The sequence below is a fragment of the Kitasatospora sp. NPDC097643 genome (assembly GCF_040302625.1).
In the GTDB taxonomy this organism is placed as follows: Bacteria; Actinomycetota; Actinomycetes; order Streptomycetales; family Streptomycetaceae; genus Kitasatospora.
In genome coordinates this window covers 106,877-120,202 of the sequence record NZ_JBEOSA010000009.1, presented here as the reverse complement: position 1 = coordinate 120,202, position 13,326 = coordinate 106,877, and the positions used below count along the sequence as shown (strand labels likewise).

The window sequence follows — 13,326 nt, the reverse complement described above, 5'->3', positions numbered from 1 at the left end:
GCGGCGGGGGTCGTCACCGCCGGGGCCCGAGCCGGAACCGGGCCCGTCCCCTTCCGCGAACCCTGAGCCGTCCCCCGACCCGGACCCGGCGCTCATCGGGCATCCCCGGCCCTGGCCCCCGCACCGCTCGCGCCACCCGCGCCCGAACCCGCGCCCGCCGCGAAGGCGATCGCGTCGGCGAGCCGGTCGAGGACGGCGACGACCTGCTCGTCGGTGATGGTGAGCGGCGGGAGGAGCCGGAGCACCGCGTCGTGGCGGCCGCCGAGTTCGACGATCAGCCCGCGCGCGAGGCAGGCCTCCCGGACCCGGACGGCCAGCGCCGGGTCGGCCGGGTGGGCGCCGCAGGAGTCCGGTTCGGCGGTGGGGTCGACGAGTTCGACGCCGAGCATCAGGCCACGCCCCCGTACGTCGCCGACGACCGGCAGTTCGACGGAGAGCGCGCGCAGCCGGTCGGCCATCCGCGCCCCGACGACGGCGGCGCGTTCGGCCAGTCCGTGCGCGGCGACGTGGCGCAGGGTGGCGGCTCCGGCGGCCATGGCGAGGGTGTTGCCGCGGAAGGTGCCGGTGTGGGCGCCGGGCCGCCAGCCGTCGTAGTCCTCTCGGTAGACGACGACGGCGAGCGGCAGGCTGCCGCCGATCGCCTTGGAGAGCACCATCGCGTCCGGGAGGATGCCGCTGTGCTCGACGGCCCACATCGCGCCGGTTCGGCCGACGCCGGTCTGCACCTCGTCGACGATCAGCGGGATGCCGCGTTCGGCGGTGATCCGGCGCATCTCCCGCAGCCAGCCGTCGGGCGCGGGGACGACGCCGCCCTCGCCCTGGACGGCCTCCAGGATCATCGCGGCGGGTGTGACCACTCCGCCGGAGGGGTCGTCCAGCAGGCGTTCGACGTAGGTCGCGGAGAGTTCGGCGCCGGTGTCGCCGCCGACGCCGAACGGGCAGCGGTAGCCGTACGGGTAGGGCAGTCGGACCACCTCGCCGCCGCCCGGCAGCGGTTCCTTGACCGCGACGTTGCCGGTGAGGGCGAGGGCGCCGGCGGTCATGCCGTGGTAGGCGCCGGTGAAGGCGAGCGCGCCGGAGCGGCCGGTGGCGGTCTGCATCAGTTTGAGCGCGGCCTCGACGGCGTCGGTCCCGGCGGGGCCGCAGAAGTGGATCCGGGCGCGGGCGGCGAAGTCGGCGGGCAGGCTCTCGAACAGCGCGCTGGTGAAGTCGTCCTTCTCGGCGGTGGCGAGGTCGAGCAGGTGCAGCGGCGCGCCGCTGTCGAGGGTCCGGCGGATCGCCTCCAGCACGACGGGGTGGTTGTGGCCGAGGGCGAGTGTGCCGGCGCCGGAGAGGCAGTCGAGGTAGCGACGGCCGTCGGCGCCCTCGACGGTCATGCCGTTCGCGCGCACGGGGACGATCGGGAAGGAGCGGGCGTACGTCCGGGCGGCGGACTCGCGCACGCGCTGGCGACGCAGGATGGCCTCGCCGGACGCCGGGGAACCGGCGGCCTGGTCTCCGGGCGCCGGGGAACCAGTGGCCCGGGCTCCGGAGGCCGGAGAACCGGAGGACTTGGCTCCGGCGGCCTGGGCGGGTACGGCGGCGAGCGACAAGGCGAACCCCCAGAAAAAGTTAGGTAAGCCTAACTTTATCGCCCTTGACCTGGCGGAATGCCCCGGGGGCACCCGGAACCACCCGTGCGAGTGAACTTTCCCCGGTCTGCCAACGAGCGCGACGCCGAAAGGTCACGCCCCCACGAAAATTCCGCAGCCCATCGCCGCCCCCGTCACCGGGTCACCCCCGTCACCGCCGCCGCTCGCCCGAACGTCACCGCCGGCACCCCCGTCACCGCCGCCGCTCGCCCTTCCAGCGGTAACAGAGCTCCGGCCGGCCGACGTTGCCGTACTGCGGCTCCCGCACCGCGCGCCCGGTCTCGACGAGGTGTTCGAGGTACCGGCGCGCGGTGATCCGGGACACCCCGGCGGCGGCGCCCGCCGCGGCGGCCGACAGCCCGGTCGCGGCCTCGCGCAGCACGGTGGCGACGGTGTCCAGGGTGGGCGCGCTCAACCCCTTGGGCAGGGTGCTGCGTTCGGGCGTCCGGAGCAGGGCGAAGGCCTGGTCGACCTCGTCCTGCCCGGTCGCCTCACCGGTCCGGCCGAGGCTGTCCCGGTAACGGGCGTAGCGTTCCAGCCGGTCGTGCAGGGCGGCGGCGCTGAACGGCTTCAGCAGGTACTGGACGACACCGGCCGAGACGGCCTGCCGGACCATGGCGAGGTCGCGGGCCGAGGTCACCGCGATGACGTCGGTGGTGTGGCCGGCGGCGCGCAGCGTGCGGCACAGCTGGAGGCCGTGGCCGTCCGGCAGGTAGAGGTCGAGCAGGGTGAGGTCGACGGGGGTCCCGGCGGTGCGGGCCCGCTCCAGGAAGCGCAGCGCGTCGGCGCAGCTGTGGACCGTCCCGACGGCGCGGAAGCCCGGCTCCCGTTCGACGTAGAGGGTGTGCGCGGCGGCAGCCACCGGGTCGTCCTCGACCACCAGCACCGAGATCCCCGGACCGGTTCCGCGCCCGGCCGCGCCGGGGGAAGCGCTGGAGGGGACGCCGGGGGAAGTGCCGGAGGGGACGCCGGAGGGCGTGCCCGAGGGGACGCCGCTCACGACACCGCCCCTTCCCGCTGCCGGGGCAGTCCCGCGAGCGGCAGGCGGACGGTGAGCACCGCGCCGCGCTCCCGGCCGACCTCGACGGTGCCGCCGTTGCGCCGGGCGGCCTGGGCGACCAGCGCCAGGCCGAGGCCGTGCCCGTGGCCGTCCTGCTTGGTGCTCCAGCCGCGCCGGAACACGTCCGCGACGGCGGCGGGGTCGATCCCCGCCCCGGTGTCCGCGACCCGCAGCAGCAGGCACTCCCCGTCGGATCCGTCAGGTCCGTCAGCAGTACCACCACCACCGCCGTCGATCCGCGCGGTGACGGTGACCTCCGGCGGCACGGGGCTGTGCGCGGCCCCCGCGATGGCGGCGTCCACGGCGTTGTCGATCAGGTTCCCGAGCACGGTGATCAGGTCGCGCGCGGACAGCCCGGGCGGCAGCACCCCGTCGTCGATCCGGCTGTCCTCGGTGAGGGTCAACTCGACGCCTCGCTCGGCCGCTTGGGCCGCCTTGCCGAGCAGCAGCGCGGCCAGTACCGGTTCGCTCACCGCCGCGACGACGCGGTCGGTGAGCTGCTGGGCGAGCGCGAGTTCGGCGGTGGCGAACTCCACCGCCTGTTCGTGCCGGCCCAGTTCGATCAGCGAGACGACCGCGTGCAGCCGGTTGGCGGCCTCGTGGGCCTGTGCGCCGAGCGCCTCCGTGAAGCCCCGGACCGAGTCCAACTCGCCGCTGAGCGCCTGGAGTTCGGTGTGGTCCCGGAGGGTGACGACGCGGCCGAGGCCGGTGCCGATGGTCGAGGTGTTGAGCACCACCACGCGCTCGGCGGTCAGGTGCACCTCGTCCCGGACCGGCTCCTCCCCGAGCACCGCCGCGACCAGCGCCTCCGGCAGCCCGAGTTCCGCGACCGGCCGGCCGTCCAAGTCGCCGTCCAGCCCGAGGAGTTCGCGGGCGGCGTCGTTGCACAGCACCACCCGGTGCTGCCGGTCGAGCAGGACCAGCCCCTCGCGCACCGAGTGCAGGGTGGCCTGGTGGTACTCGTAGAGGTGGCTGAGCTCGGCCGGCCCCATGCCGTGGGTGTGCCGCCGCAGCCGGGAGTTGGCGAGGTACGTGCCCACGCCGCCGACCGCGAGCGCGGCGACCGCCACCCCGACCAGGGCCAGCAGCGGTCCGCTGAGCTGCGCGGAGATCGAGTCCAGCGTCAGGCCCGCGCTGACCAGGGCGACCACCTGGTGCCGGTCGTCGAACACCGGCGTGACCACCCGGACCGACGGGCCGAGCGTGCCGGTGTACGTCTCGCTACGCGTCTCGCCCGCGAGCGCCCAGTCGATGTGTCCGAGGGAGCGCTTGCCGATCTGTTCCGGCAGCGGATGGGTCCAGCGCACGCCCTTGGTGTCCATCACGGTGATGAACGAGACGCCGGTGTCCACCCGGACCTGTTCGACGTACGGCTGGAGCAGCGCGGTCGGGTCCGGCGCGGTGACGGCGGCGCGGACGGACGGCGTGTCGGCGACGACGTGCGCGACGGTCGTGACCTGGCGGCGGGCCGCGTCCTCGGTGCGGTCGGCGGTGACGAGGTACGCGAGCACCGCGCCGCCCGCCACCACGGCGGCGACGATGACCACCTGGACGACGAACAGCTGCCCGGCCAGACTGCGGACCAGGCTGCGCGGGGCGGGGAGGAACCGGCGCCGCCGGGCAGTGGAGGCGCCACGCCGGGCGGAGGGGGCGGTGCGCACGGACATGCCTGCCAGTGTGCACCACGCCCGGCATCCCCCGGCCCCCGTGCACCACGCCCGCCCGGCATCCCGGGCCGCCGCGCACCACCGCGTTCGCGCGCTCCGCCGCCGACCGTGAACTCTATGAACGCAAACGTGACCTGCATCACGCCCAGGCCCGATAGTCGGAGCGGCCCACCACCCGGGGCCGCCAGGACTGCAGGGCGAAGGAGCCGCAGATGTCGATCGCTGGAGCCGCACCGGCGGGGGGACCCAGACGCCAGGACCGCACCCACTACCTCTACCTCACCGTGATCGCCGCAGTGGTCGCGGGCGTGGTGGTGGGGCTGACCGCCCCCGGCTTCGCCGTGGAGCTCAAGCCGCTCGGAACCGGCTTCGTCAACCTCATCAAGATGATGATCAGCCCGGTGATCTTCTGCACCATCGTGCTGGGCATCGGCTCGGTGACCAAGGCCGCGAAGGTCGGCAAGGTCGGCGGACTCGCCCTCGGCTACTTCCTCGCCATGTCGACCGTCGCCCTGGCCATCGGCCTCGTGGTTGGCAACCTGCTGGAGCCCGGCGGCGGCCTCCACCTGACCGCCGCGCTCGCGAAGTCCGGCCACGCCCAGGCCGCCGCCGGCGGCGCCCAGTCGACCACCGACTTCCTGCTCGGCACGATCCCCACCACCATGTTCTCGGGCCTCACCGAGGGCAAGGTGCTCCAGACCCTGCTCGTCGCCCTGCTCGTCGGCTTCGCGTTGCAGGCGATGGGACCGGTCGGCGCACCCGTGCTGCGCGGCGTCGAGCACGTGCAGCGGCTGGTGTTCCGGGTCATGTCGATGATCATGTGGGTGGCGCCCATCGGCGCGTTCGGCGCGATGGCGGCCGTGGTCGGGGCCACCGGCACCGCCGCGTTGAAGAGCCTCGCCGTCATCATGATCGGCTTCTACGCGACCTGCGTGCTGTTCGTCGTGGTGGTGCTCGGCACACTGCTGCGCCTGGTCGCCGGGGTCAACGTGTTCGCGCTGCTGCGCTACCTCGGCCGCGAGTTCCTGCTGATCCTCTCCACGTCCTCCTCCGAGAGCGCGCTGCCCCGCCTGATCGCCAAGATGGAGCACCTGGGCGTCAGCCGCCCGGTCGTCGGCATCACCGTGCCGACCGGCTACAGCTTCAACCTCGACGGCACCGCGATCTACCTCACCATGGCGTCGATCTTCATCTCCGAGGCGATGGACAAGCCGATGTCGCTCGGCGAACAGCTCTCCCTGCTGGTCTTCATGGTGATCGCGAGCAAGGGCGCGGCCGGGGTCACCGGCGCCGGGCTGGCCACCCTGGCCGGCGGACTGCAGTCGCACAAGCCCGCGCTGGTGGACGGGGTCGGCCTGATCGTCGGCATCGACCGCTTCATGTCGGAGGCCCGCGCGCTCACCAACTTCGCGGGCAACGCCGTCGCCACCGTGCTGATCGGACACTGGACGGGCGAGCTCGACGCGCAGCGGGCCCGGCAGGTGCTGGCCGGCGAACTGCCCTTCGACGAACGGACGCTGGTCGACACGCACGACCCGGTGCCCACCGCACCGGTGGAGGTCCCGGCCCCCGGGGCCGTCCCCGAGGCCGTCCCGCTCCAGGGCGAAGCGGCCGCGAAGGCCGCCTGAGCCCCCACCCACTCCCCCGGTCCGGCGCATCACCAACCCCCGGCACTGCGCCGGACCCGGGGGCCAAGCTGTTCGCCGGGGCCCACGGCGGGGCTGTCCGCCCGGGCCCCGGCGAACAGTCCTTTCCCGCGCGCTTCCCGCAGGACCTTCCCGAACACGCGACGCCAACGCGCAGCACGAACACGCAGCACCAACGCACGACGCCAACGCGGGGCGCTCTCAGGGTGCGTTCACAGCTCCTCCGACCCGCGGACCGCCCAGGCCAGCCCGCACGCCGGATCCTCCAGCGCGACGTGCAGATGGCGCAGCCCGGCCGCCGGTTCCAGCCAGGTGAAGCACCGCATCCGGGCCACCAGCGCGTTCACCTCGGCCCGGTCCGGACCGCCCGCGCCCGCCATCGCCGCCAGCGCCCGCCAGAGCGCCAGCCGTCCGTGCGCCGAACCGTGTGCGCGGTCCACGGCGGCGGCCTGCACCAGCGCCGGGTAGACCAGCGCGAACGGCACGTAGCCGCCGGTGACCCGGGTGAACCCGCCCGCGACCCGGGTGCCGCGGGCCAGTTGGGCGGCCGCCTGCGGCGCCGGGCCACGGACGCAGGCCACCTCCGCCCAGGGCGCCAGCGCGCCGAGCGCCCGGGTGGCCCGCTGACCGCGCAACCCCATGCCCGGATCGGGCAGTTCCACCTCTCCCAAGCCCTCCCGGCCGGCCGGCAGGGTCAGCAGCGCGGTGCGCGCACCGCCGTGCGGCAGGTACTCGCGCACCCGCGTGCCCTCCTCCCACCCCGCCGTCTCCCACGGCTCCAGCACCAGCGGCACGCCCTCCGGGTCGGGCTCGGCCCCGTACGAGAGGTCCTCGCCGATCAGCACCCGGGTCTGGGCGACCAGTCGGCGCACCGCGGCCGGGACCAGCAGCGGGGCCAGCCGCAACCACGAGTGCCGGGTCGCCAGCACCTCCCAGAGCGGCCCGGCGTCGTGGTCGGCGACGCCGGCGACGGTGCCCGGGCCGCCGTCCCGGTCGAACAGCCGGACGGCCAGCTCGGGCGGCGCCGCGTAGGCGATGAGGTGGCCGAGCGGCGCGGTCACCGCGGCCGCGGACTCCTCGCCGGACCGCTCGACGGCGGCCGCCCGGTGCCGCCGGTAGGCGGCCAGCAGTTCGGGCCAGCGGCCGTCGGCGGCCAGGGCGCGGAGGCAGTGGTCCTCGTACGTGATCACGATTTTCAGCGTACGGGCCGGGGCAGCGCATCAGCTGACTTGCCGTCAGTTCGGTGCGTCGGGGCGCGCACGGCACCCCCGGTCGCGCCCACCGGGATCACGCCCCCGCTCGCACGCCCGCTTACCGTCGCTCGCCCGCCCACGCTCGCGCCCATGCCCGTGCTCGCGCACGTGCGTGTGGTCGCGCTCATGCCCGCGTTCGCGCTCGCGTTCGAGGGCGGCGCGCAGCCGCCCGTGGGCGCGGCGACGGGTGACGGCCAGGGTGCTGCGGTGCAGGCCGAGCAGCGCGGCGGCCTCGTCGACGGTGTAGCCGTCGAGGTCCACCAGGGCCACCGCGCGAGCCTGCTTGGCGGTCAGACACCCCAGCAGGCGGGCGACCTCCCAGCGCGCCTGCAACTCGACCAGCCCGCCGCCCAGCGGATCGGCCGCCGCCGCCCGCTCCCGTCCGGCCGACTCGGCCAGCAGCACGCGCCGGCGCTCCCGGCGCCACTGGTCGCGCAGGATGTTCGCCATCGTCGTGCAGACGTAGGCGTACGGCTGCGGATGGCCGAGGAACCGCTCGGGCCGGCGGGCGATCCGCAGGTACGCGTCGTGCAGCACGTCCCCGGCGGCGAGCGGACTCCCGGAACCTCCGGTGAGCGCGGCCGCCGCCCGATGGAGCCTGGGCAGCAGAGCCGTGAACGCCCGGTTGAAGTCCGCCGATTGGCGGCCACCCGACTCCGCACATCGACCATTGCATTCCGCCATGCCGCTCTCCCTGGAAATCGGCACCCTGGACGCCCGGTTGGGCCCGGCCACACCCCACCCGCCAGGGCTGTGACCCAAGTCACATCATAGTTCGTCGTCCCACCGTCCGCAGTCATTCGTGTGCAATACGTCACTGCCCGCGCGGGGGGCGGGAGTTCAGCACCCCCCCGGGCCCCGGGACACCGCCCCGGGCCCCGGACGGACGGGACGCACCGCAACGCCCGATGAGAACCGTTGAGCAAGGGGAAACCGCCATGCGAGGTCGCATCACCAGGAAGATCGCCACGTTCGGGATGACGGCTGCCGCCGCCCTCGGCGTGCTCGGCACCACCACCCTGCCGGCCGCCGCCGCGCCCGCCGCCGTGGACCAGAGCATCACCGCCGCGGCCGCGGCGGCCTCGCCCGCCGTCGCCGCCGCCTCCTACCACTGCGTGATCACCCACGACTACGGGTGGCGCTGGGAGGGCTACTGCAACGTCTACTCCGGCGAACTGCGCACCATCACCTACTGCGCCGACGGCTCCCACACCACCGGTCTGTGGATCGGCGCGCGGCCGCAGGCGTGGGACGTCTGGGGCAACTGCCCGGGCTCCAGCTGGACGCGCATCGTGTTCCAGAGCCGGGGCTGAGCCCTCGGGCCACCACTGCCGGGGTGCCGTCCCGCCGGGGCGGCACCCCGGCGGCCGGCCGGCTTGCGTCCGGAGGGCTCGCCGGACGCAGTGGCCTCGGCGAACGCAGCGGAGGCAGCCGACTCAGCGAGCTCAGTGGGCCGGCGCCGCCTCTGCGAGCAGCCGGGCCGCGTGCACCCGGCCGGCATGCTCGACCAGGTTCACCAGCACCTCCTTGCCCGAGGCCCGGCGGCGCGCGTCGCAGAGCACCACCGGCGTGCCGGCGTCCAGGTCCAGCGCGCGGGCGACCTCGTCCGGGCCGAACTCGCGCGTCCCGGCGAACCGGTTGACCGCCACCACGAACGGGATGCCCCGGTGCTCGAAGAAGTCCACCGCGGGGAAGCAGTCGGTCAGGCGGCGGGTGTCGGCGAGGACGACCGCGCCGAGCGCGCCCTGCGCCAACTCGTCCCACAGGAACCAGAAGCGGTCCTGCCCCGGCGTGCCGAACAGGTAGACGGACAGGCCCTCGCGGATGGTGATCCGCCCGAAGTCCATCGCCACCGTGGTGGTCGTCTTGCGCTCCACGCCGCCGAGGTCGTCCACGTCCCGCCCGGCCTCGGTCAACCGCTCCTCGGTGCGCAGCGGACGGATCTCGCTGACCGCGCCGACCAGTGTCGTCTTGCCGACCCCGAAGCCGCCCGCCACCAGGATCTTGAGCGCGAGCACCGTGCCGTCCGAATCGACGGCCGTTCCGGTCCTGATGCCGGTCCTGGTGCCGGTGCTGGTGACGGTGCTGGTGCGCATGCGGGTACCGTCGTACGGACGGTCAGAGTGCGCGGAGCCCATGGATGACCTCCTGGAGGATGCGCTCGTCGGGGAGCAGGGCGGGCGGGACGGGGCGGCTGACCCGGATGAGCCCGGCCGCCAGCAGGTCGCCGAGCAGGACGCGCACGACGCCCACTGGCAGGTCGAGTTCGGCGGCGAGTTCGGCCACGGACTGCGGCGTGCCACGGCAGAGGCCGAGGATCAGCGTCTGTTCGGGGCCGGCCGACGGTTCGGGCGTGTCCGGGGAGAGCGCCGGGTCGGGCAGGTCGCAGACCACCAGGGCGATCAGGTCGAACCGCTGCCCGCCGGGCCGGGTCCGCCCCCGGGTCATGGCGTACGGGCGCACCAGCGGGCCGGCCTCGTCGTCGTACCAGCGGGCCCGGTGGGCGGCGGCGAGCGGGTTGCGCGGACCGGACACCGCGGTCACCCGCCGTCCGCCGCGCGCGGCGGGGTGAACAGGTGCTCGCCGACCCGGCGGACCAGCCGGGCCATCTCGTACGCGATCAGGCCGAGGTCGGCCCGGGCGGTGGCGAAGACGGCCAGGCAGGTACCCTCCCCGGCCGCCGCCACGAGCAGGTAGCCGCCCTCCAACTCGACCATGGTCTGGCGGACTTCGCCCGCGCCGAAGTGTCGGCCCGCGCCCTTCGCGAGGCTGTGGAAGCCGGACGCGACGGCGGCCAGGTGCTCGCCGTCCTCGCGTTCGAGGCCCGCGGAGGTGCCCATGGCCAGGCCGTCGGCGGAGAGCATCACGGCGAAGCGGACCTCGGGGGCGCGCTGGACCAGCTCGTCGAGGAGCCAGTTCAGCTCCCCCGCGCGGTGGGTGGTGCCGATCACGGGCGCTCTCCTTCGGGTCGGTGCGGGGACAGGGGGTGGTGGAACCGCCGTTCCGTCGGCCCGCCCGGACTGTCGTTCGGACCGTCGTTCGGACCGGCGGGACGGCCGGGACCAGCGGGATCAACAGGACCAACGGGACGGCCGGGACCGTCCGGGGCCGGCCTGGTCGTCTCCGGGCGGGCGGGATCCGGGAAGGCCGGGTCGGGAAGGGCCGGGTCCGGACGGTCCCGGTCCGGTAGGGCGCCGCGTGCCCATCCGGCCTGGAAGGCGGACATCGCGGCGCGCGCCGCCTCGGGGCTGCGGCCGCCGCCGGGCACCGTGCCGGGCGTGGACCGTCGGGTGCGGGGCTCCGGACGGGCCGGGGCCTCCCGCAGCTGCGGCACCAGGCTCGCCTGCCGGACCCGGCGCGGCAACTCCTCGACGTCACCGCCGGGTTGCCGGCCGGTCGCCGGGCGCGACGGGTGTGACGGGTACGACGGGTACGACGGGTACGACGGCACCGGTGTCCCGACGACGGACGGGCCGGGCGTCGGCTCCGACGCCGGGTCCGACGTCAGGTCCGACGCCGGGTTGGGCCTCGGGACCGACCTCGGGGCCGGGCGGTACGGCCGTGTCGTCGTCGACTGCGGCGGGCCGGGCTGCGGACGGAAGGCGGCACCCGGGCCCCCGTCCGCAGCCGGTCCGCCCACCCGGGCACCGGAGGCCCGGAAGGGGGTGCGGCGCAGCGTGCCGGGGTCGCCGCCCCGGACGCCGAAGGGCAGCAGCGCCCCACCCTCCGGCGGCGGCCCACCCGCCGCCGGAAGCCTGTCGTCCTCGTCCTCCTCGCCGCCGTACTCCGAGCCCTCCTCGGCCGCCGGCGCCTCGTCCGGCAGTCCGTCGGCCAGGGTGAACGTCGGCTCGGGCCACGGCTCGGGCCACGGCGCTCGCGACGGCGCGAGCGAGGTTCCCCGGCCCGCCGGCTCCTCCTCGTCGGCCGCCCCGCCCTCCGGCATGACGTCCAACTCCGGTACGGGCTCGTAGTCTTGACCCGCAACCGCCGGGTCGACCGCCGTACCCGCCGCCGCCCCCGCCCGGTCGGCGAGCAGCGCGGTGGGCAGCAGGACGACAGCGGTCGTGCCGCCGTACGCGGAGGGCACCAGCGAGACCCGGACGCCCTGGCGGCGGGCGAGCCGGCTGACCACGAACAGGCCGAGCCGGTCGCTGTCGAAGAGATCGGTCTGTTCGGCGGCGGCGATCCGACGGTTGGCGGCGGCCAGTGCGGCCGGACCCATGCCGAGGCCGCGGTCCTCGATCTCCAGCGCGAAGCCGTTGCCGACCTGTTCGCCCCGGATGTGCACCCTGGTGTGCGGCGGGGAGAACCCGGTGGCGTTCTCGACGAGTTCGGCCACCAGGTGGGTGAGGTCGGCGACGGCCTGCCCGGTGACGGCGACGCGCGGCAACGGGTGCACCTCGATCCGGGCGTACTCCTCGACCTCGGACACGGCCGCGCGCACCACGTCCAGCAGCGGGACGGGCCGGCGCCAGGCCCGGCCGGGGGCCGCGCCGGAGAGGATGATCAGGCCTTCGGCGTGGCGGCGCATGCGGGTGGTGAGGTGGTCGAGCCGGAACAGGTCGGCCAGCTCGGACGGGTCCTCGGTGCGGCGCTCCATCGCGTCCAGCAGGGTGAGTTGGCGGTGGACCAGGACCTGGCTGCGCCGGGCGAGGTTGACGAACACCCCGGACACCCCGGACAGCACCTCGGCCCGTTCGACGGCCGCGGTCACGGCCGCCCGTTGGACGGTGCCGAGGGCCCGGTGCACCTGGCCGATCTCATCGGCCCCCTCGACCGGGCGGGGCGCCTCGGCTTCGATGTCGACCTCCTCGCCGGCCCGCAACCTGCGGATGGTGGCCGGGAGTTTGCGACCGGCGAGCTCAAGTGCCGAGTTGCGCAGGCCGATCAGCTCGGAGACCAGTCCGCGCCCGATCTGGACCGAGATCACCAGCGAGGCGACCACCCCGACGAGGCCGAGCAGCACGGCGATCCCCGCGGGGGTGAACAGGCCCAGGGCGTACGGGTCCTGGGCTTCGGAGGCGATCCGTCCGGCGCGGTCCTCGACGGCGCGCAGGTCGCGGGCGACGTTCCCGGCGGCGAGGGCCCACCGGTCCGGCGGTACCGCGGCGACGGCCGCCCGCCCGTCGGCGGCCGCCCGCAGCCGGTCCTCGTAGCCGGTCAGGTCGCGGTGGTCCTGGCCGTTCACGACGGCGAGCAGCGCCGCCCGGTCGTCGGCGGGCAGGTCGGCGGCGAAGCCCTGCTCGAACTGGCGCCGGGCGAAGGCCGATCCGGCGAACTCGCGCAGCTGCTCGTCGGTGAGCGCGCCGGAGAGCTGGGCGGAGCGCAGCAACGCGTCCTCGCGGGCGAGGAGTTCGCGGGAGCGGGCGAACTCCAGCAGCACCCGGGCGTCGGCGCCCGCCCGGTGGTCCTGCAAGGGGGTGAGCGCGCCGACGACGGCCAGCGCCCGGTCCACCGCGATCCCGTACGCGGCGTACGCCTCGGGCCAGCCGACACCCCGAGCCAGCACCCGGGCGCGCAGGTCGGGCAGCGCGCCGAGCGCGGCCCCGAGGGCGTCCAGCCGGGCGGCGGCGTCCGGGCCGAGGCCCTGGGCGTCGGCCCGGTTGTAGCCCTGGCCGGGGTGGAGCGGGTCGGGGAACAGCGGGACGAAGGCCCGGTCGGTGGCGGTCGCAGCCTCCCGCAGGGCGCTCTCCCGGGCGGCGCCGGGGGCTCCGGGAGCCGCTCCGGAAGTGACTCCCGGGGTGGCCAACAGCTCTCCGGCAGCGGCCCGTTCGGCCTGCAGTCCGCTGACGGTGGCGGCGACGGGGGTGAGCAGGGTGCGCTGGGCGTCGCGCACCCGGATGAGGTCCCAGACGTCCTGGGCGGTGGTGACGGTGGCGAACCCCCACAGTGCGAGGACCGAGACGACCGGGACCATCAGCAGGGCGACGATCCGGGCCCGTACGCTCCTCGGGCGCAGTCCGCGCAGCCGGGGGCCGGGGCGCGGTGGACGGGCGGGCGGCCCGGCGTGGGCACCCCGGCGGGCACCGGGGGCGGTACCGCGGTCTTCTCGCATGGGTGAGGAGCCTT

General features: G+C 75.3%; 11 protein-coding genes. 2 read left to right on the top strand and 9 right to left on the bottom strand.

Going from position 1 to position 13,326, the window contains the following annotated elements:
• Positions 1-92: 92 nt before the first annotated feature.
• The 3 genes from ABTY15_RS09085 to ABTY15_RS09075 form a co-directional block, all read right to left on the bottom strand.
• Positions 93-1,460, bottom strand: coding sequence for a diaminobutyrate--2-oxoglutarate transaminase family protein (locus ABTY15_RS09085; RefSeq protein ID WP_350578728.1), 1,368 nt, complete (start codon positions 1,458-1,460; stop codon positions 93-95).
• A gap of 364 nt (positions 1,461-1,824) precedes the next feature.
• Complete coding sequence (locus ABTY15_RS09080; protein WP_350578725.1) at positions 1,825-2,523, bottom strand: response regulator; 699 nt, start codon at positions 2,521-2,523, stop codon at positions 1,825-1,827.
• Between the two features lie 104 nt (positions 2,524-2,627).
• Positions 2,628-4,358 carry a sensor histidine kinase gene (locus ABTY15_RS09075; protein ID WP_350578536.1) on the bottom strand — a complete coding sequence of 577 codons (1,731 nt, stop codon included), beginning with the start codon at positions 4,356-4,358 and terminating at the stop codon, positions 2,628-2,630.
• A gap of 212 nt (positions 4,359-4,570) precedes the next feature.
• On the opposite strand from ABTY15_RS09075, the gene ABTY15_RS09070 reads away from it, so the two are divergent.
• On the top strand, positions 4,571-5,986 hold the full coding sequence (locus tag ABTY15_RS09070; protein WP_350578528.1) for a cation:dicarboxylate symporter family transporter: 1,416 nt from the start codon (positions 4,571-4,573) through the stop codon (positions 5,984-5,986).
• A gap of 230 nt (positions 5,987-6,216) precedes the next feature.
• Here ABTY15_RS09070 and ABTY15_RS09065 read toward each other — a convergent pair whose 3' ends face one another.
• Positions 6,217-7,194 (bottom strand): hypothetical protein, encoded by a 978-nt coding sequence (locus ABTY15_RS09065; RefSeq protein ID WP_350578521.1) that lies wholly within the window; start codon positions 7,192-7,194, stop codon positions 6,217-6,219.
• Positions 7,195-7,239: 45 nt separating this feature from the next.
• Positions 7,240-7,941 carry an RNA polymerase sigma factor gene (locus ABTY15_RS09060; protein WP_350578518.1) on the bottom strand — a complete coding sequence of 234 codons (702 nt, stop codon included), beginning with the start codon at positions 7,939-7,941 and terminating at the stop codon, positions 7,240-7,242.
• Between the two features lie 254 nt (positions 7,942-8,195).
• Between ABTY15_RS09060 and ABTY15_RS09055 the strand changes: the two genes are divergently transcribed.
• Positions 8,196-8,570, top strand: a complete 375-nt coding sequence (locus tag ABTY15_RS09055; RefSeq protein ID WP_350578515.1) for a hypothetical protein — start codon at positions 8,196-8,198, stop codon at positions 8,568-8,570.
• Between the two features lie 132 nt (positions 8,571-8,702).
• Here ABTY15_RS09055 and ABTY15_RS09050 read toward each other — a convergent pair whose 3' ends face one another.
• From ABTY15_RS09050 to ABTY15_RS09035, 4 genes are read right to left on the bottom strand one after another with little or no spacing between them, the layout of a single operon-like run.
• Positions 8,703-9,353, bottom strand: a complete 651-nt coding sequence (locus ABTY15_RS09050) for a GTP-binding protein (protein ID WP_350578507.1) — start codon at positions 9,351-9,353, stop codon at positions 8,703-8,705.
• A gap of 22 nt (positions 9,354-9,375) precedes the next feature.
• Positions 9,376-9,792 carry a DUF742 domain-containing protein gene (locus ABTY15_RS09045; protein WP_350578722.1) on the bottom strand — a complete coding sequence of 139 codons (417 nt, stop codon included), beginning with the start codon at positions 9,790-9,792 and terminating at the stop codon, positions 9,376-9,378.
• Positions 9,793-9,797: 5 nt separating this feature from the next.
• A complete protein-coding gene (locus tag ABTY15_RS09040) occupies positions 9,798-10,208 on the bottom strand; it encodes a roadblock/LC7 domain-containing protein (RefSeq protein ID WP_350578504.1) in 411 nt (136 codons plus the stop codon).
• On the bottom strand, positions 10,205-13,312 hold the full coding sequence (locus tag ABTY15_RS09035; RefSeq protein WP_350578502.1) for a sensor histidine kinase: 3,108 nt from the start codon (positions 13,310-13,312) through the stop codon (positions 10,205-10,207). The genes ABTY15_RS09040 and ABTY15_RS09035 overlap by 4 nt, the downstream gene beginning before the upstream one ends.
• Positions 13,313-13,326 lie beyond the last annotated feature (14 nt).

Excerpts from the sequence above, each read along its gene's own strand:
- ABTY15_RS09075 (WP_350578536.1), bottom strand. The coding sequence starts at position 4,358 with ATGTCCGTGCGCACCGCCCCCTCCGCCCGGCGTGGCGCCTCCACTGCC.
- ABTY15_RS09070 (WP_350578528.1), top strand. The coding sequence starts at position 4,571 with ATGTCGATCGCTGGAGCCGCACCGGCGGGGGGACCCAGACGCCAGGAC.
- ABTY15_RS09060 (WP_350578518.1), bottom strand. The coding sequence starts at position 7,941 with ATGGCGGAATGCAATGGTCGATGTGCGGAGTCGGGTGGCCGCCAATCG.
- ABTY15_RS09055 (WP_350578515.1), top strand. The coding sequence starts at position 8,196 with ATGCGAGGTCGCATCACCAGGAAGATCGCCACGTTCGGGATGACGGCT.
- ABTY15_RS09050 (WP_350578507.1), bottom strand. The coding sequence starts at position 9,353 with ATGCGCACCAGCACCGTCACCAGCACCGGCACCAGGACCGGCATCAGG.
- ABTY15_RS09035 (WP_350578502.1), bottom strand. The coding sequence starts at position 13,312 with ATGCGAGAAGACCGCGGTACCGCCCCCGGTGCCCGCCGGGGTGCCCAC.